Source organism: Kaistella sp. CFF1-2 (assembly GCF_059509915.1).
Genome location: NZ_JCAKLF010000002.1, coordinates 669759 through 688785, shown reverse-complemented (window position 1 = coordinate 688785; position 19027 = coordinate 669759). Strand labels below are relative to the sequence as shown.

General features: G+C 36.5%; 19 protein-coding genes and 1 pseudogene. 8 read left to right on the top strand and 12 right to left on the bottom strand.

What is annotated here, in order from left to right; genetic code table 11:
• Nucleotides 1-19 precede the first annotated feature (19 nt).
• Together AC5XHR_RS08350 and AC5XHR_RS08345 are read right to left on the bottom strand one after the other, a co-directional pair.
• Complete coding sequence (locus AC5XHR_RS08350; protein ID WP_495950318.1) at nucleotides 20-940, bottom strand: DUF3078 domain-containing protein; 921 nt, start codon at nucleotides 938-940, stop codon at nucleotides 20-22.
• A gap of 61 nt (nucleotides 941-1001) precedes the next feature.
• A complete protein-coding gene (locus AC5XHR_RS08345) occupies nucleotides 1002-2120 on the bottom strand; it encodes a DUF3078 domain-containing protein (RefSeq protein WP_495950317.1) in 1119 nt (372 codons plus the stop codon).
• A gap of 162 nt (nucleotides 2121-2282) precedes the next feature.
• Between AC5XHR_RS08345 and AC5XHR_RS08340 the strand changes: the two genes are divergently transcribed.
• The 3 genes from AC5XHR_RS08340 to gdhA all read left to right on the top strand — a co-directional run bounded on the left by AC5XHR_RS08340 (nucleotide 2283) and on the right by gdhA (nucleotide 5738).
• Entirely contained in the window at nucleotides 2283-3047 is a 765-nt protein-coding gene (locus tag AC5XHR_RS08340) for a rhomboid family intramembrane serine protease (RefSeq protein ID WP_495950316.1), read from the top strand.
• 32 nt (nucleotides 3048-3079) lie between these two features.
• Nucleotides 3080-4186, top strand: a complete 1107-nt coding sequence (gene dprA, locus AC5XHR_RS08335) for a DNA-processing protein DprA (protein ID WP_495950315.1) — start codon at nucleotides 3080-3082, stop codon at nucleotides 4184-4186.
• A 193-nt stretch (nucleotides 4187-4379) separates the two neighbouring features.
• The gene (gene gdhA, locus AC5XHR_RS08330; RefSeq protein ID WP_495950314.1) at nucleotides 4380-5738 is read left to right on the top strand and encodes an NADP-specific glutamate dehydrogenase; all 1359 of its coding nucleotides are present in this window, start codon (nucleotides 4380-4382) and stop codon (nucleotides 5736-5738) included.
• 47 nt (nucleotides 5739-5785) lie between these two features.
• On the opposite strand, the gene AC5XHR_RS08325 is transcribed toward gdhA, so the two are convergent.
• The gene (locus AC5XHR_RS08325) at nucleotides 5786-6274 is read right to left on the bottom strand and encodes a YkgJ family cysteine cluster protein (protein ID WP_495950313.1); all 489 of its coding nucleotides are present in this window, start codon (nucleotides 6272-6274) and stop codon (nucleotides 5786-5788) included.
• A gap of 94 nt (nucleotides 6275-6368) precedes the next feature.
• On the opposite strand from AC5XHR_RS08325, the gene AC5XHR_RS08320 reads away from it, so the two are divergent.
• Complete coding sequence (locus tag AC5XHR_RS08320; RefSeq protein WP_495950312.1) at nucleotides 6369-6758, top strand: group III truncated hemoglobin; 390 nt, start codon at nucleotides 6369-6371, stop codon at nucleotides 6756-6758.
• Nucleotides 6759-6871: 113 nt separating this feature from the next.
• Here the strand turns inward: AC5XHR_RS08320 and AC5XHR_RS08315 are convergent, their stop codons facing one another.
• The 5 genes from AC5XHR_RS08315 to AC5XHR_RS08295 form a co-directional block, all read right to left on the bottom strand.
• On the bottom strand, nucleotides 6872-7948 hold the full coding sequence (locus AC5XHR_RS08315; RefSeq protein WP_495950311.1) for a calcium:cation antiporter: 1077 nt from the start codon (nucleotides 7946-7948) through the stop codon (nucleotides 6872-6874).
• A gap of 35 nt (nucleotides 7949-7983) precedes the next feature.
• Nucleotides 7984-8700: a DNA alkylation repair protein gene (locus AC5XHR_RS08310; RefSeq protein WP_495950310.1), complete on the bottom strand. Its 717-nt coding sequence runs from the start codon at nucleotides 8698-8700 to the stop codon at nucleotides 7984-7986.
• Nucleotide 8701: 1 nt separating this feature from the next.
• Complete coding sequence (locus AC5XHR_RS08305) at nucleotides 8702-9973, bottom strand: cation:proton antiporter (RefSeq protein ID WP_495950309.1); 1272 nt, start codon at nucleotides 9971-9973, stop codon at nucleotides 8702-8704.
• 208 nt (nucleotides 9974-10181) lie between these two features.
• A complete protein-coding gene (gene hflX, locus AC5XHR_RS08300; protein WP_495950308.1) occupies nucleotides 10182-11408 on the bottom strand; it encodes a GTPase HflX in 1227 nt (408 codons plus the stop codon).
• Between the two features lie 138 nt (nucleotides 11409-11546).
• The gene (locus tag AC5XHR_RS08295; protein WP_495950307.1) at nucleotides 11547-11972 is read right to left on the bottom strand and encodes a hypothetical protein; all 426 of its coding nucleotides are present in this window, start codon (nucleotides 11970-11972) and stop codon (nucleotides 11547-11549) included.
• An 86-nt stretch (nucleotides 11973-12058) separates the two neighbouring features.
• On the opposite strand from AC5XHR_RS08295, the gene AC5XHR_RS08290 reads away from it, so the two are divergent.
• From AC5XHR_RS08290 to AC5XHR_RS08280, 3 genes are all read left to right on the top strand, one after another.
• A complete protein-coding gene (locus tag AC5XHR_RS08290) occupies nucleotides 12059-14200 on the top strand; it encodes a S46 family peptidase (RefSeq protein ID WP_495950306.1) in 2142 nt (713 codons plus the stop codon).
• Between the two features lie 76 nt (nucleotides 14201-14276).
• A complete protein-coding gene (locus tag AC5XHR_RS08285) occupies nucleotides 14277-14789 on the top strand; it encodes a GNAT family N-acetyltransferase (protein ID WP_495950305.1) in 513 nt (170 codons plus the stop codon).
• Nucleotides 14790-14924: 135 nt separating this feature from the next.
• Nucleotides 14925-15101 (top strand): BF3379 family histone-like protein, encoded by a 177-nt coding sequence (locus tag AC5XHR_RS08280; protein ID WP_495950304.1) that lies wholly within the window; start codon nucleotides 14925-14927, stop codon nucleotides 15099-15101.
• Nucleotides 15102-15148: 47 nt separating this feature from the next.
• Here AC5XHR_RS08280 and bcp read toward each other — a convergent pair whose 3' ends face one another.
• On the bottom strand, nucleotides 15149-15595 hold the full coding sequence (gene bcp, locus AC5XHR_RS08275) for a thioredoxin-dependent thiol peroxidase (RefSeq protein WP_495950303.1): 447 nt from the start codon (nucleotides 15593-15595) through the stop codon (nucleotides 15149-15151).
• 32 nt (nucleotides 15596-15627) lie between these two features.
• Here bcp and nth point away from each other — a divergent pair, with 32 nt between their 5' ends.
• Complete coding sequence (nth, locus tag AC5XHR_RS08270) at nucleotides 15628-16248, top strand: endonuclease III (protein ID WP_495950302.1); 621 nt, start codon at nucleotides 15628-15630, stop codon at nucleotides 16246-16248.
• Nucleotide 16249: 1 nt separating this feature from the next.
• Here the strand turns inward: nth and AC5XHR_RS08265 are convergent.
• The 3 genes and pseudogenes from AC5XHR_RS08265 to AC5XHR_RS08255 all read right to left on the bottom strand — a co-directional run.
• Nucleotides 16250-16483 (bottom strand): annotated as a pseudogene (locus AC5XHR_RS08265) (hypothetical protein); the annotation flags it as partial.
• A gap of 236 nt (nucleotides 16484-16719) precedes the next feature.
• Nucleotides 16720-17406: a response regulator transcription factor gene (locus AC5XHR_RS08260; protein WP_495950301.1), complete on the bottom strand. Its 687-nt coding sequence runs from the start codon at nucleotides 17404-17406 to the stop codon at nucleotides 16720-16722.
• Between the two features lie 25 nt (nucleotides 17407-17431).
• Nucleotides 17432-18982 carry a sensor histidine kinase gene (locus AC5XHR_RS08255; RefSeq protein WP_495950300.1) on the bottom strand — a complete coding sequence of 517 codons (1551 nt, stop codon included), beginning with the start codon at nucleotides 18980-18982 and terminating at the stop codon, nucleotides 17432-17434.
• Nucleotides 18983-19027: the final 45 nt, after the last annotated feature.

Here is a 19027-nt window from a genome sequence, read left to right as displayed (position 1 = left end):
TATTACTTAAACTAAAAAATTAGTTTTTCCAAGTTTTATGCTCTTTAGCCTCAGTTCTTTTAACTCCGTTGTTTAAGTTATATGCAAAACCTACTCCTAAAGTTTGTTTCAGCTGAGTTCTTTTAATTTGGTTATGATCGTAAAGTAAATCTAACGTAATTACGGAAGAAACGTACTTGTTAATTTTCAAATTCAAGATTCCGCCATACGATAAAACCAAACGTTCTGGGTGATCTAAATAGTTAGAAAATACAGAGGCGTTGTTTACCAACGTAATGTTTTCCATCAACTTCACTTTATACGTTGCTGTTCCCAAGAAACCGAATTGAAATAATGAAGAATCACCATCATTTTTCAATCCATAAGTTCCTGCCGTTTGCAAATCTTTATCTAAAACAAATGTCCATCTTGCGTTTGCGGGACGAAGCGTCATCGTGAAGTTATCATTCGGTCTGTATGTAAAACCTGCACCAATATTTAGGTATCCTGGTGCCATGAAGTTCGAAATTTTAGCTGCATCAGGATTGTTCCCATCTTCGTAACCCGCTGCAAATTGCGATTGCAAACCAGCTCCTGCAGATACATACCAATTATCTGAAATTTTTCTACCATAATTCGTCGAAAGATTAATCGCGTCTTGCGTTTTTCTTGTTCCGATTCCTTTCGTATTGTTCTGTCCGTAGCCTAAAACAATGACGTTTTCCCAAAGATCTTTATCTTTTTGATAGGTCATATTGTAATTAACACCCGCTAACCAACCTACGTTGTTGGCTCCACCACCAACCCAGTTAGAGAAAGCAGCTTGGTTAAGCATTAAGGTATGTTGACCTTCGATAGACCAATTTTTTACAGTGTCTGAAACAGCAACAGGTTCTGTAGCTTCCTGTGCGAAAGCATGAACGCCTGTCATTGCAAGAAGTGCAAAGAATAATTTTTTCATTAGTGCATTTTTAAATTTTCGGGTGCAAAAATAAGCAAATTATCCTAAATACTCTTTTCCTTTATTTTACAAATGGTTTTAGGAGTTTTGAGTTGGAACTTTTATTAGCTTCCAACCCCATATTATAGATTAAGCCAATTCCCAATGTTTGTTTACGTTGAAGTTTCTGAATCTGGTCGTGATCGTAAATTAAATCTATACTCACATTCGCCGTAATGTATTTGTTGAATTTCATATTCAAAGCACCCGAATACATAATATCAACCCGCTCCATATGAGAAAGATAGTTGGTAAAAAAGTTTAACTGGCTGGTGTAATTCATGTCCTTCATGATTTTCAATCGATGAAGAATATTCAACCTCGCACCAAGCTCCGAACGCACACTTTGACCATCTTTCGTTAAACCGTATTTGCCGGCTTTTTGCAAAAGCGGATCCGTCACAAAAGTAAACTGACCGTTGATTGGCCTAAAAATAATCTGTAAATTTTCTTTAGGATTGTATGAAAAACCGAGACCGAGATTTAAATATCCCGGAGCCATAAATTTCGATATGCGATTTATTGGCGTGGGATCTGGTGTTGCCGAATAATTATATCCTAACGTAAACTGTGAAATAAACTGAACTCCCGTTGATAAATAAAGGTTTCTGTCCAATTCATAACCGTAGTTCAAACTTACATTAATAACGTCCTCGGTTTTTCGTGTACTCTGCCCTTCTTGAGCCACAAAACCATAACCTAATTGAACAATATTTTCGAAATAATGCTTGTAGTTTTTATACGTTAAGTTGTAATTAACCTTGCCTAAAACGCCAATATTATTGTTTCCACCGGCATTCCAATTACTAAATGAAGCTTGGTTAAAAACCAATGAGTTTTGACCAAAGAAAAACCATCGTCTTAAGCTTTCCTTATCTTGTAAAAAGTTATAAGGTGTAATCGGTACTTGCTCATCAAGAAGATGTACCTGAACTACTTTTTCCTTAATATAAACTGTATCATTCAGTTTTTTATCAATTTTTTCAAAAACAGGATTATCCAAACTATCCAAATCAATAGCAACGCGATCCCATTTCTTCTGAGAAATAGAGTCAATTTGTCTTAAAATTTCCTTGTTTTTCTGAGCAAAAAGAAGTTGTGATGCTCCTAGTAAAATGATAGCAATAGTTTTGTTCCTCATAATCACCGTAAATCTCTTCAAAATTACAAATAACAAAAATACTAATTTGTTTGTAACCAAATCTACTGACAAAGATGTAAATTAACCCAAACAAAAAGCCAAAGGGTTTACGCCATATTTTCCGATAAAAAACATTGGCAGTCCTTTTGTAAAAGACATGGAATGATAAAAAAGTTTCTCGTAAGAAGATCGGTTTTATACCCGATCGTTATGCTCATCCTAATGTGGTTGGGTTTTGCGTTGCAACTTTCAGGCGTAGTCACTTCTTGTGATGGCGCCTTAATTCCATTTACACCAGAAGGTTTGGATGGTATTTTATTCAGTCCGTTACTTCATGGAAGTTGGGAACATTTATTGAGTAATTCGGTTCCTATTGGCGTTTTGTTATTTTTATTATTTCAGTTTTATCCGGAAATAGCACCCAAAGTTTTTTTTAGAGGCTGGCTTTTTACAGGATTATTGGTTTGGTTAATGCCTCCTTCTGTATTTTTCGATGGACGGTTAACGTGCATCATTGGAGCGAGTGGAATCGTTTATATGCTGGCGTTCTTTCTGTTTTTTAGTGGTGTATTCCGTTGGAATATGAAGTTGCTTACAATCTCTCTCCTAGTTGTCCTTTATTATGGAAGTTTAATTTGGGGAATGTTACCCGAAGAGCTCTTTTCCGAACTTCAAGAACCTAGCAATATTTCATGGCAAGCCCATTTAGGTGGTGCTGTTGTGGGAAGCGCTTTGGCTTTTATGTATAAAAAGGCAGGCGAAAAAAAGAAAAAATTCATCTGGGAATTTCCTAATTATTATAGCGAAAAAGACGATGTCATTTGGCAGGAATACGTTCGCAATAATCCTGAACATTTTGAAGAACTTCCTCATAAAAAAGAAGATAACCTTTGGGACTATTTGGAAGAAATCCGTAAACGAAAATAAAATTTCGCTACATTTGAGTAAAACACAAAACCATGTTTTCGGAAGAACATTTGTACGCAATTGCACTTCGTAGATGTGCTCACATTGGGGATATTCATTTTAGAAAACTCACTCAAGCATTTGGTTCTGCAGAAACCGTCTGGAAAGAATGCAAAATGATCTTATCCAAGATTGAAGGTTTAAAGCAAAATCGACTTTCCGAAATTGGTAAAAAAGAACATCTTGATTTTGCTGAAAAAGAACTAAAATTTTGTGCGCAGAACAACATTCAAATTCTTTTACGACATCAAAACGAGCTTCCTTATTTTCTTGATGAATGTTCTGATGCACCCGCAATTCTGTATCAAAAAGGAACAATTCACCCAAATCTAACGCCTATAAGTTTAGTTGGGACTCGAAATATGACCGCTTACGGAAAAGGATTCCTAGAAGAGTTTCATAAAAAAGCGCCAAAAAAGCAAATAATAACAGTAAGTGGTTTGGCTCACGGTGTTGATACGCAAACTCACATTTCTTCCTTACAAAATACGATTCCTACAATTGCTGTTCTAGCACATGGTTTTCACACCTTGTATCCCGCTGTGAACAAAAAGCTTGCTCAGGAAATTTTGGAAAATGATGGCGCTTTGTTGACGGAATTTAACTCTTCCCAAAAGCCAGATCGCGAAAATTTTCTTCAAAGAAACCGAATCATTGCAGGGCTTTCTCGAAATCTAATCATTGTAGAAACCGCTTTTGGTGGTGGCTCGATAAGCACAGCAACATTTGCGAATGGCTACAACCGTGATGTTTACGCACTTCCGGGAAAAATCATCGATAAGTACAGCCAAGGTTGCAATCATCTAATTTTTCAAAATAAAGCCGCTGCAATTAGCAATTTTAAAGATTTGTATCAAAATTTAGGATTAAGTTCTTCTAAAAAACAAGCGGAATTATTTCCTGAAGAAACAAAAACTCCGACGCTTTCGGATTCAGAATTGGAAGTGTATACAACCATCAAAAAAACGCCCCTAATTTCACTAGACGAATTGGCCTTAGAAATCGACAGACCTGTCTTTGAGATCTTGCCCATTTTGCTCGAATTGGAAATCAAACAATACATTAAAACCCATTCTGGACGTCAATTTTCCGTAAAATAAATTTTTATTTATTATCAAATCAAAATTATTTTTCTTAAAAATATCATTTTTTAATATTTTTTATCATTCTTTCATAAACTATTAAAAATCAATTTAAACATTTGATTCTATTTTGCGAATACGTAAAATAAATATTGTGTCGTTTGAAAAAAAAATTAAATTTGATTGAATTAAATGAATTCATCACTAACGTATGGAACAACACAATATCGACCAAAAAATCCAGGATTTTATCGCTAGAATTGAAGCAAAAAATCCCAACGAACCCGAATTCTTACAAGCTGTAAAAGAAGTTGCTGCAACAGTAATTCCTTTTATCGCTTCGAAGAAAGAATACAGCGGAATGAAACTTCTTGAAAGAATGGCTGAGCCAGAAAGAGTAATTATTTTTCGTGTTGCTTGGGTTAATGACAAAGGAGAAATCCAAGTAAACAGAGGGTTCCGTATCCAAATGAACTCTGCAATTGGACCATACAAAGGAGGAATTCGTTTCCATCCAACAGTGAATTTGTCTGTTCTTAAATTCTTAGCTTTCGAGCAAGTTTTCAAAAACTCACTAACGACACTTCCGATGGGTGGTGGTAAAGGTGGAGCTGATTTTGACCCAAGTGGAAAATCAGACATGGAAATCATGAGATTCTGCCAAGCGTTTATGACAGAACTTTGCAAACACATCGGTCCAGAAACGGACGTTCCTGCGGGAGACATCGGTGTTGGAGCAAAAGAAATTGGATATTTATTCGGTCAATATAAGAGAATCCGTAATGAATTTACCGGAGTACTTACGGGTAAAGGATTAGCTTACGGAGGATCATTAATTCGTCCTGAAGCAACAGGTTATGGCGTTGTTTACTTTTCAGAGCAAATGTTAAAAACCATCAACCAAGATCTTAAAGGTAAAACAGCATCGGTTTCAGGTTTCGGTAACGTAGCTTGGGGTGTTGTAAAAAAATTGGATGAATTAGGTGCAAAAGTCATTACGATTTCTGGTCCAGACGGTTACATCTACGATAAAGACGGGATTTCTGGTGAGAAAATTGAATATATGCTTGAGCTTCGTGCCTCTGGAAACAACAGAGCGGAAGATTATGCGAAGAAATTTCCATCTGCTGAATTCCACGCTGGAAAGAGACCTTGGGAAGTGAAATGTGATTTGGCATTCCCTTGCGCCACTCAAAATGAACTGGATTTAGACGATGCTAAAAAATTGGTTGCTAACGGAACTATTTGTGTTACCGAAGCGGCAAACATGCCTTCGACTTTAGATGCGATTAATTATTTCTTGGATAACAAAGTATTATTCTCTCCAGGAAAAGCCTCTAACGCAGGTGGTGTAGCAACTTCTGGTCTTGAAATGACGCAAAACTCTATTCGTTTGAACTGGACTTCAGAAGAAGTTGACGCTCGTTTGAAGGAAATCATGATCGGAATTCACAAAGCGTGTAAAGAATACGGCAAAGAAGACGACGGTTATGTAAACTACGTAAAAGGAGCTAATATTGCTGGTTTTGTGAAAGTTGCGGAAGCCATGCTTGCACAAGGAGTTGTATAAAACCAACTTGATAAAAATAGAAAAGCATCGAAATTTCGATGCTTTTTTTATGGTTGAATTTTCTTTTTCAAACTTTCTAGGAACTCAAAAGTTGCTGGGCAAATCGATGCATTTTTAATGGTTAAATGATTGATTTGATAAATCTTTTTTCGATCGGTATGTGGATATTCTCGACACGCTTTTGGCCGAACTTCGTAGATAGAACACGTGTTATCGTCATTCAAGAAGAAACAAGGAAGGTTCTGTAAAACCTTGTCGCCGTCCTCATCGGTCCGTAGAAATTTAGCTTCAAAATCAGATGCTTTTAGGCGAAAATGTTTGGAAATTCGCTCAATATCTTTTTCGGTATAAAGTGGCCCTGTCGTTTTGCAACAGCGCGCACATTGCAAGCAATCAATCTTTTCAAAAACCTCATCATGCGTTTCCTGAACCACATAGTCTAAATTTTTCGGCGGTTTTTTCTTCAACCCATCCAAAAATTTTTTATGTTCCTTTTGTTTCTGCTTTGCTTGGTCTTGATACCATTCCAAATTCATTTTGCAAAAATAAAATATTTCCATTGATCAACCTATGGATATTAATCATTTGAAATTATTTGACAATCAACTATATAATTTCTAATTTCGAAGAATGAAAGACATTCAAACCCAAGAGGACATTCAAAAATTGGTGGATTCTTTTTATCTGAAGGTTCAAAAAGACGAAACCATTGGTCATTATTTCACCTCCATTGCAAAAGTAGATTGGAGTCATCATTTACCAAAAATGTATCAGTTTTGGGAAACGTTATTGTTTGGAAATGTCTCCTACAAAGGAAACCCAATGGCGGTTCACTTTCCAATCAATGCGATTAAATCAATTGAAAAACGACATTTTGAACACTGGATTTCACTTTGGACACAAAGCGTCCATGAAAATTTTGAAGGCGAAATCGCCGATCTAGCCCTTTATAAAGCAAAAAACATAGCTAATCTAATGGCGTATAAAATGGAAACCGCGACGAAACTTAGAGAAGGATAGTAAATTCAAGGCTGTCAATTCGAATAAAAATCAACCAGTTTTCGATACAATTTTCTACGAAAATCACTCAAACTGACGGAGTTTCGTTTTTATAGCATCAGAATAATTTTCACCTACGGAAAAATCACATAAAAAATATACGCTGCGAGATTGACTAACAAAACGACTCCGTATAGCACATTCGTTTTTCCGCGGCTTAGTGAAAGCATTACCGTAAAAATGGATAAGGATAAAAGAATAATGGATTTTTTATCTAAACCTAAAACGAGCGGAATATCAAAAACAATACACACTACGGAAACCACTGGAATGGTCAATCCAATACTTGCCAGCGCCGAACCTAAGGCCAAATTCAACGAAGATTGAATTCGATCATTTTTAGCAGCACGAATCGCAGCCAAGCCTTCAGGAAGCAGAACGACGGCTGCAATAATCACCCCGACTAAACTTTGTGGCGCACCAAAATCTTGGACAATCTCTTCGATGGTTGGTGATAATGATTTTGCCATAAAAACGACGATTGCTAAGCAAATCACCAAAAAAAGCAAACTAATCGCTGTTTGCGAATTGGATGGCGGATCGGCCTCATGATCAGCTTCTAAATCACCTTTTACAATAAAATAATTACGATGCCGTACCGTTTGCACCATTAAAAAGGCAGAATAAATAATCAAACAAGCCAATGAGACAAAAATAAGCTGGGTATTGGTGTAGAAAGGCCCCGCATGACTGGTGGTATAATTGGGTAAAATTAAAGTCATTATTAAGATAGCAACCAAACAAATTAATGAAGTCGTGGCTGAACTTCGAGCAAATATTTGTTCGAAGTATTTGACACCACCAATCAAAATACAAATCCCAATAATCCCGTTCAAGATGAGCATAATTGCTGCAAAAACGGTATCTCGAGCATAAGTCATGGCATTTTCGCCACCAGCAATCATCAAAGAAACAATCAACGAAACTTCTAAAATCGTAATACAAACGGCTAAGATTATGGTTCCGAAAGGTTCGCCTACTTTATGCGCAACAACTTCTGCATGATGAACTGAAGAAATTACACTTCCGATTAACAAAAGCGCGCCAATACTCGTCATCAAGCCGCTGTCGTCTATCAGTCCAGAAAAATAAAATAAACCCGATAAAATCGGAACGAGGATTGTCCAGTGTAGCAAATGTTTTAATTTCATCGGTTTATCTATTTAATTTTTGGATACATATTCTTTTAGATCCTGCCTTTCAAAAAACCCTGCCTTACATCTTCATCCAGCTTTTCAATTGCGTATCGCAAAGACGTCCGTGGCATGGATTGATAATGGACTTTTAAGAAGTCGAGTAATTCTTTTTCGTTTTTATTTCCCATTTCTCGTAGCAACCAACCATTGGCTTTATGCATCAAATCATGAGGATGTTGCAAATTATTTAGCGCCATTTTCTTTGTTAATTCGTACTGTCCTTTTTTGATATAATGCATGGTTGCAACAACAGCAATTCGTTTACTCCAAAGGTTTTCTTCATCTGAAAGTTCATGTAAAATAGATGCATCTTGAGTTTCAAAACAATGACGACCTAAAATTTTATAACATGAACTATCTACTAAATCCCAATTATTTATGAACTCTTTATGTTTCAAATAAAAATCAACAATCGCCTGTTTCTCATCCTCTTTTTTTGATTTTTCATATTTGGAAACTAGCATCAACAACGCTAAATGACGATGTTCATGAACGGGAGACGACAAAAGTTCCGCAAGCTCATTTAAAGAAATTTTATTCCAATATTCCTTTCCAACCGCACGCTGATCTGGAACCGTAACACCTATAAACAAATCACCTTCGGCATATTCACCCTTTCCCGCTTTAAAAAAACGAGGGTAAAACGCTTTTTTTTCGGGCAAAGCCAGCGTTTCTAAAGCCAGTTTTATTTCATCAACTATTCTCATATTAATCGGTATAGGCTTTTTCGTCTTCTTGCTCAACAATTTTAGTTGGATTAGCCACTTTTGCAATCGCTAGCCCTTGAACTACAATTGAAAAAACGACAACACAATACGTCAAACTGATAATAACATCCGAATAATCATTCTTAGGAATGGACAACGCCAAAGCGATGGAAACGCCTCCACGAATTCCTCCCCAAACCAAAACCTTGATCGTTTGCGGTGCAAAACGATGTTTGTACGCCATAAACTTGGTCGGAATAAAAATGGAAACCCATCTTGCAAATAGCACAATCAAAATACAAATTGCGCCACCCCAAATATAATCTTCTAAATTTTTGATAATCAACAATTCTAAACCGATAAAAAGGAATAAAACAGCATTCATAATTTCATCAATCAACTCCCAAAATTTCAATAAATAATCTTGAGTTTCGGACTTCATTTTGAACTTAATATTGAAATTCCCCATGAACAATCCTGCTGCAACCATCGTAAGCGGACTCGAAAGATGCATGGAATGCGCAATTAAATAACCCCCCATCACCACAGATAACGTTACCAAAACGGAAAGAATGTAGTCGTTGACATTACGCATCGCACGAGAAGCAATAAAACCGAGAACCACACCTAGTAAAATTCCGCCGCCGGCTTCTTTCAATAAAATTCCACCGATGTTTTCAATCGTTAAATCCACATTTTTACCTGTTGCTAGCTGAAGCAATACGGCAAAAACCACAACGCCCATACCGTCATTAAACAAGGATTCTCCCGCAACTTTCGTCTCCAATTCTTTAGAAACATTGGCTTTCTTTAAAACACTTAGAACCGCAACAGGATCGGTTGGTGAAATAAGCGCACCAAAAACCATACACCATAAAAACGGAATTTTCAAGCCTAAAATAGGCATAATGTAATACGTTGCGACTCCCACAACAATGGTTGAAATAATCACACCAATAGTCGCAAAGAGCATTACGGGGCCCATTTGTTCCTTTAAATCTTTGATATTAACCCGAATGGCACCTGCAAAAAGTAAAAAATTAAGCATAGCGCCCATTAGAACTTCGGTAAAATCAAAACTTCCTAAAAGTTCGTGAACATGCTCTGTCGTTTTTGGCAACAGCGATTCTCCAAAAAATATCAAAACAACAGAAACGCAAATCGCAATAATCATAATCCCAATCGTACTTGGAAGCTTGAGCAATCGATGGTTGATGTACTCAAAAATTGTTGCCAAAACGATAAGAACCGAAAATGAATAATATAATTCCATAAAGACCTCTACATAAATAGTTTAAATGTAATTTTCATGATTAAAAATTACCAGAAAAGCAAGTTTAAAACATTTTCCTTACAAAGTTCTGAATTTTTATAGGTTTCTGAAAACGAAAACGCAATTATTTTTACTAAAAATATAGTTAAAAAAGCAAAAAAAAGACCTAAAACGATGTTTAGGTCTTGTTATTATTTTATTTTTGGATTTATTCAGAAACACTTTCGTCTTCGTCATTATCAAAATATTCAAATAGAAAATCGTTGTACGGAAATCTTGAAATGTGTATTCTCATGACTTCGTCGTAAATCATTTTCTTCATTTCTGGGAAGTTTTCCTTCGTTAACGCCGAAATAAAAACCGTTGGATGTTTTGACTTTGCCATCCACGTTTTCTTCCATTCCTCCAGCGAAATATTTTCTTTTGATGATGGTGTAAGATCATCCTCGTCCTTCTTCACATACGAGAAGTCGTCAATCTTGTTAAACACCATAATCACGGGTTTTTGGTGCGCATCAATTTCTTGTAAAATCTGATTCACCGACGCAATATGATCTTCGAAGCTTTCGTGCGAAATATCAACAACGTGAATCAACAAATCGGCTTCACGAACCTCATCCAAAGTTGATTTAAAGGATTCTACCAACTGTGTTGGTAATTTTCTGATAAACCCTACCGTATCAGTCAATAAGAAAGGTAAATTTCCAATCACGACTTTACGAACAGTTGTATCTAAAGTTGCAAAAAGCTTGTTTTCTGCAAAAACCTCGGACTTCGACAACGCATTCATCAAAGTTGATTTCCCAACATTGGTATAGCCCACCAAAGCCACTCGAACCATCTTTCCACGGTTGTTTCGTTGGGTTGCCATTTGCTTGTCTATGGTTTTCAATTTTTCTTTCAGCAAGGAAATTCGGTCACGGATGATCCTTCTATCGGTTTCAATTTCCGTTTCACCAGGACCACGCATCCCAATTCCCCCACGTTGACGCTCCAAGTGCGTCCACATTCGAGTCAAGCGAGGGAGTAAATATTCGTATTGGGCTAATTCTACTTGAGTTCTCGCATAAGAAGTTTGTGCTCTTTGGGCGAAAATATCAAGAATCAAATTAGTTCTGTCAAGGATTTTCACTTCCATCTCGCGCTCCAAATTCTTAAGCTGCGAGGGAGAAAGTTCATCATCAAAAATTACCGTTCCTATTTCGTGTTCTTTGATATAATTTTTGATTTCTTCAGCTTTTCCGCTTCCTACAAAGGTTTTAGAGTCGGGCTGTGAAAGCTTTTGCACAAAACGTTTATCCACTGTAGCTCCGGCTGTATAAGCCAAAAACTCCAGTTCGTCCATATATTCTTTAAGCTTATCCTCATCCTGATCTCGGGTAACCAAACCTACTAAGACCGCCTTTTCGTATTGATGTTCTTTTTTCTCTAACATTCAGTAAGTATCATTTTTTACAAGATATTCATTTCTTGTTTCGGCCACAAAATTAGGTGTAATTTTTCTTAAAAGCAGAAACTTAGACTTGAAAAAGCTTGATTTTTTTATGGTTTATAATTTGATTTTAGCTTCCAATTAATCCCAATCCGCTGCTACAAACTTGATTTTTGAACCGTCAGCGTTGTATAATGTTAAAAAGTGACCTTCTACCAAATATGCTTTAGTTCCTTTTAAAAACCCATTAAGTTTGAGCCTCAAATTTCCATTAATTTCCCCCGAACAGGATTCAACAGGATTAGGATTCACCCAGATTTTCACTTTATTTTCGGATTTTACAACAAAAGAAATTTGCTGCGATTTACAACCTACATAAACAACGGTATGTTTTTGTGCAAGATCCATTCCCACATTGTACTGCATAAGCAGTTGTTTATTAAAATCTGAAAACTCAATAAGTTTCCAGTCTCTTTTTAATTTTGGATCCAATCTTTTCTGTGATGAACACGAAAGAATTATAAAACATAAAACAAAGAGACCACTGGTTACAACTAATTTCCTCATAATTTCTAGATATCATTAAATTTTTAACCCTCAATAGAATAGGTATTATGCCTAAAATTACTAAATTGCGGCTAAAATTTTACTCAATGAAACGAATATTTTTAGCACTTACCTTCTTATTGAGCTTTTTCCAATTGAAAGCTGATGAAGGAATGTGGCTGTTAATGCTTATCAAAAGACTAAACGGTGTTGATATGCAGAAAGAAGGCCTAAAACTTACTCCAGAAGAAATCTACTCTGTAAACAACTCTAGTGTAAAAGACGCTATTGTACAATTCGGAGGTGGATGTACTGCCGAGATGGTTTCGGAACAAGGTTTATTATTCACCAACCACCACTGTGGATATGGTAATATCGCTGCTTTATCTACACCAGAAAAAGATTATTTAACAAACGGATTTTGGGCAATGAAAAAAGATCAGGAACTTCCTGCTCCAGGTCTTAGCGTACGTTTCTTAGTTCGTATGGATGATGTTACAGCGCGTATCAACGGAAAGTTGAACAACTCAATGACATCAGAAGATCGTAACAAAACGATTGCTGCAGAATACAAAGCAATCCAAACGGAAAATGCTGAAAACGGAAAATATACGGTTGTCGTTCGTGATTTCTTCAACGGAAATGAATTCTACTATTTTGTATATCAAGATTTTAAAGATGTTAGATTAGTTGGTACGCCGCCAAATTCTTTAGGAAAATACGGAGGTGATACAGATAACTGGGAGTGGCCAAGACATACAGCAGACTTCTCTGTATTCAGAGTTTATGCGGATGCCAACGGTAACCCTGCAGAATATTCTCCGAACAACGTTCCGATGAAGCCTAAACATTCGTTGCCAATTTCTTTGAAAGGATATGAAAAAGATAGCTTCACAATGATCTTAGGGTTCCCAGGAAGAACAAACAGATATTTGACTTCTTACGGAATTGATCAAATGGTTAATAGAGATTATCCAGCTTGGGTAGAATCTTCTAAAATGGCTATGGACGTGATGAAGAAGTACATGGACAAAGACCAAGCGACTAAACTAAACTACGCTTCTCAATACGCAAGTGTTGCCAACTATTGGAAAAACAGACAAGGAACAATTGACGCTGTTTTGAAGAATGGAACCATTACAGACAAGCAAGCTGTAGAAAAAACATTCCAAAATTGGGCTGTACAAGGTGCTAATGATGCTATTTATGGCGGGGCACTTGGAAATATTGAAGGGTATTACAAGCAAACTTCCAACAGAAATGTTGAAAGAAACTACAGTTCTCAATTGCAAAGAAATGCGAAATATATTTCTGCTGCTTATAACTTAGGTGCTGCTTTGAAAACGTATGCGGATCAAGATGCGGCTGGACAAGCGGGAATGAAAGAAAAGTTGGTTAAAAACGTAACTAACTTCTATGAAAAATTCAACACGCAGCTAGAAGGCGAAATGCTTACGCAAATGATTGCACTTTACCAAAGAAAAGTGAACTCGGACGTAGCATCTCCAACATTAGCGAAAGTTGATGCAAATACAGTTTCTAACGTTGCAATGTCTTCAATTTTTGCCAACAAAGAATCTGTAATGAACTTCATTAACAATCCTGATCGATTGAAAATTGATGCAGATCCATTAAAGAAAATCGCTGACGGATATATTAATGATCAAAAATTATTGGGTGAACGATTCGTGAAAATCGACGATAAATTCCAAGATAACACACGTTTGTTCTTGAATGGTTTAATGAAATCTCAGCCGAACAAAAGCTTCTACCCAGATGCTAACTCTACAATGAGATTAACATACGGAAAAGTAACGACGCTTCCTGAGCGTTCTGACAGACAGTACTACGGTATTTCTGAGAAAAACAACTACTACACTGACGTAAGAGGTATGGTTGCTAAATATAAGAAAGGTGATGAAGAATTCGATCTTCCTCAACAATTCTTGGACATGATGAAGAAAAAAGATTACGGAATGTATGCGGACAAGAAAACGAAACAGCTTCACGTAAACTTCCTTTCTGATAACGACATCACGGGTGGTAACTCGGGTTCTCCAATCTTGGATGCACACGGAAACCTTCTAGGTCTTGCTTTCGACGGTAATTCTGAAGCACTAAGTGGTGACATCGTTTTCGAACCAGAATGGCAAAAAACAATCAACGTTGACGTTCGTTTTGTTCTTTGGACAATCGAAAAATACGGTAAAGCTGGTCACTTAATCAGTGAAATGAAATTGGTAAAATAAGAACCAATTTACATCATACAAAACCGCAGAATAATCTGCGGTTTTTTTTATTTTCGTTAGTAAGATTTTGAACAGAATGAAACCTATAGAAACCGAACGCCTACTCATTCGACATGTAAATTTGGATGATGCTGAATTTATTTTGAAGCTATACAACGATCCCTTGTTTATTCGAAATATCGGCGATCGGAACATGAAAACAATAGACGATGCAAAAGCCTATATTGAAAACCGATTTTTTCCTCAAATTGAAGAAAAAGGCTACGGAAATTGCACCATAATTCTGAAAGAAACCAACGAAAAAATAGGCGGTGTGGGGATTTTTCATCGACCTGAATTTGAAATTCCAGATATTGGCTTTTCATTGCTTCCCGAATTCCACGGAAAAGGATTGGCTTTTGAAGCAGCTTCTGCATTGCTAGAGAATACGAAAGACGAATTTAATATCAAAGCAATTTCTGCAATTACAACCAATGAAAACCAAGCTTCTCAAAATCTGATTGAACGTCTTGGATTGGTGTATCTAAGAGATGAACTTTTCCCTGAAACCAACGAAATATTGCGTTACTACGAAGCACATTTTGGCTAAAAAAGGGCTTGAAAGACGTAAAATGCCGATTTTTTAAGAAATTTAACAGAAAAATAAGATAATTTTTACATGAAATAGTTGCACAAATCGTCTATTCATCTATATTTGCATTACATTTTATAACAATTATCAACAATGAAAGAATTAATCGAAAAAATCAACGCAGAATTTGAAACATTTAGTTCAGAAGCAAACGCTCAAGCTGAAAAAGGAAACAAAGCAGCTGGAACAAGAGCTAGAAAAGCAGCTTTAGAGTTAAGCAAACTATTCAAAGAATTCAGAAAAGTATCTGTAGAAGAAGCTAAAAAATAATTCTTCGCAAATCGAAATACAAAAAAGCCCGAATTATCGGGCTTTTTTTATTCTAATATTTGGGCGGCGTGATCTTTGGTTTTTACTTTCGAAATCACTTCGCTACAAACACCGTTTTCATCAAAAATAAACGTTGTTCTTACAATTCCCATAAATTCCCTACCCATAAACTTCTTCAGCTGCCATACGCCAAATTTATCAATGATATCATGCGATTCGTCAGAAATCAAATCGTAATTCAACTCATTTTTGGTATGAAAATTTTTCTGACGTTTCACCGAATCAGCACTTGCGCCAATAACCCGAAACCCTTTTTTCTTCAGAACTGAAAAATTATCTCGAATGTTGCATACTTCCGCAGTACAACCCGGCGTACTTGCTTTTGGATAAAAAAACACCACCAATTTCTTCCCTTTCAACGTTTCCGATTTTATTATTTTTCCGTCCTGATTAAGTCCTTCAAACTCGGGAAGTTGATCTCCTACTTCTAGCATATTTCGTATTTTTACACAAATTTAGCATTAAAATGACCAAGAAACAAAGAGCGCAAATTGTGATGGACGAATTAGAACGATTGTATCCCGTGATTCCCGTCCCTTTAAATCATAAAGATCCGTTTACGCTTTTAGTTGCTGTGGCCTTGTCTGCACAAACCACGGATAAAAAAGTGAATGAAAAAACGCCTGCTTTATTCGAAGTAGCTGATACTCCCGAAAAAATGGCAGCGATGGAAGTTGCCGAAATTAAAGAGTACATCAAAGAAATTGGCCTCGCGAATCAAAAGGCTAAAAATTTAAAAGGAATGGCTCAAATGCTTTTGGACAAGCATCAAGGTGAGGTTCCTGAATCTTTTGAATTGATGGAAGAACTTCCTGGCGTAGGTCACAAAACTGCTTCTGTAGTGATGAGTCAAGCTTTTGGTCACCCTGCATTTCCTGTAGATACACACATCCACCGATTGATGAAACAATGGAAACTTTCCGAGGGAAAAAATGTGGTTCAGGTTGAGAATGATGCAAAAAAAATATTCCCTAAAGAACGATGGAACAGATTGCATCTGCAAATCATCTTCTATGGAAGGGAATATTCTCCTGCTCGAGGAAATCAATCAAACGATTTTATCACCCCGATGGTTTTATCTAAATAAATTAGCTCAAAGGCGATCCCTCAGGGATATCACAACGGTGTCCCGGTTCTCCATGCGGTGGGTTCATTCCTGGCGCTGTCACTGTAGTAGCTTCTGTTTGCTGAGGAATAACTTGAGGTTGTTGAATAACTTGTGGTGCTGGTTGCTGAACAGGTTGTTGTGCCGGCGCACTGTTCAATGGTGCTCCTACCGGAATATCACAACGGTGTCCTGGAAGCCCATGCTCGGGATTCATTCCTGCAAGGGCAGCATTTGGTGTTGCTCCCGAAGGAGCCGTTACTACCGATGGATTCGCAACTGAAATTGTTGAATCAGTAGTTGCTACCTTTCCAGAATCAGAAACAGCAGTTTCATTCTCCAAAATCGTTGCCGATTGATCTTTCTTTGCACACGATACCACAAATAATGAAATGGCTAAAGGTGCGATGTATTTAAAGCTCATCAAAAATGGGTTTTAAAATTCAAAAAAAATTAGTTTTTCACCAATAAACGGAAACCTTCTCCATGTACGTTGATGATTTCTAAACCTTCATCGTCTTTCAATAGCTTTCTCAATTTCGCAATATAAACGTCCATACTTCTTGCTGTAAAGTAGTTTTCTTTTTTCCAAATTTTGCGCAAAGCAAGATCTCTAGGCATAAAATCGTTTCTGTGAAGGCAAAGAAGTTTCAACAATTCATTTTCTTTTGGTGAAAGTTTGTACTCATTATCCCCTACTTTCAATTGTCTAAGCATAGAATCAAAATAGATATTACTGATTTTGAACTGCTCTTGATCTTCATTTTCAAGCGTTGCACTACGTTGAAGAATCGCTTTAATTTTGTACAACAAAAGCTCCGTATCAAAAGGTTTTGTAATATAATCATCTGCCCCAATTTGATATCCTTTCAAAATATCTTCACGCATATTTCTTGCTGTTAAGAAGATAATTGGCGTGTTTTTATCCATTTTTTTCACGTCTTCAGCCAAAGAAAAACCATCTTTTTTAGGCATCATCACGTCGAAAATACAAATGTCAAATTCGTTTTCTGTAAACTCTTTTAATCCTTGTTCACCATCTGTAGCCAAGGTTACTTCAAAGTTATTAATGGTTAAGTAATCTTTTAAAACCGCTCCAAAACTTTGGTCGTCTTCTACTAGTAAGATTCTATTGCTCATATTTTTTGATTTTTAATTTTGTTCTTTAAAGATTCATCGGAAGTTTTACGGTAAACACCGATCCATTTCCTTTAGACGAATCCACACTTATCTGACCTTTATGTAGCTCGATAATTCGTTTTACATAGGATAGTCCCAATCCTTGTCCTTTTACATTATGGATATTTCCGGTTTCTTCACGGAAGAACTTTTCGAAAATTCGACCTTTATTTTCCGTATCCAAGCCCATTCCCTTATCGGAAACCTGAATCACGTACCAATTTCCTTCATTCGAAGTTTTAATAAGAATTTCTGGCGTTTCTGGCGAATACTTATTGGCGTTATCCAAAAGATTCACCAAGGCATTCGAAATATGGAATTCATCCAATTTGAAATTGTATTTACTCGCTGTAAATTCTTTTGTTAATGTTCCTTTTCTTTCATTCACGATGAGTTGGAAAGATTCTGAAATCTTGTTTATCATTTCTCGAACGTTGGTTTCCTTCAAAAACAATTCCACTTCGTTACGTTCCAATTTCGACATATTCAGAACGTTTTCCACTTGCTTTTTCATTCTCAAATTCTCTTGTTTGATGAGCTGAGAATAGTATTTTACTTTATCTGGATTTGTTGCGATAAGATCATTTGCCAATGAATCCGTCGCCACCGAAATCGTAGCTAAAGGGGTCTTAAACTCATGCGACATATTGTTGATGAAATCCGTCTTAACATCAGCAATTTTCTTTTGCTTCATCATGTAATTAATGGAAACGATGTAAATTCCTAAAATCGTAAGCAACGAAAGGAATGTTCCCAAAAGCATTGGAAGATTATCTTTGAAAAGCGACGTGTTTTTTCTTGGAAAAACCACGGCTAGTGAAAACAACGTTTTATCTTCTCCGTCCGAAAACAAAGCGTGTTTATAGTTGAAATTATCCTTATTCTCCTTGTAAGCCTCCGTCGTTATCGAAGTTATTTTATTGTGCTTATCAAACACTCCAAAACCAAAACGCGTATCAACACCATTGGCTTTCAATTCTTGCGCAAGGATGGATTCTATCGTTTTTTTGTCAACTCGTTTTTCTATGGGGAGATTGGTTGCATTCACACGTACAAATTCCTTCATTTGATATTCTCCAGAACCTAAAGTTGAATTGAGATCGCTGGTTAAAATTTCTGGTGTTAAACCACCGCCTTTAATCTTCAGCAAACCTTCATCCGTATACATTTTCGTACGGATTAAGCTATCGCCTTGATTGGAAATAGGAACATCTTGATTTTGTAGAATACTTTTATGATACGAGATCACGCTCTGCGAAGCGGAATCTTCTTTCTGCTGAATCGTCGTTAAAGTAGGTTGTTTACTATTTGCCACAACCGTTTTTCCGAAGTTTTTATAGTCTTCGTTTAAATATTTGTAAACCTCAGCTTCTGATATTTTCTTCACCGACTCGTCTAAAGCCGTGCTTACCTTATTGGAAAAATCCTGATCTAGAGCACCATAATATTCTTTCAGCCACTTAATCTGCAAAGTGACGAAAATGATCAGGGACACCGACATTAAAAAGGAAATAATAGGAATAAACCTTTTATTCATAACATATTTTCTGTTTCAAATGTTAAAATTAATGCATTTAAGAAT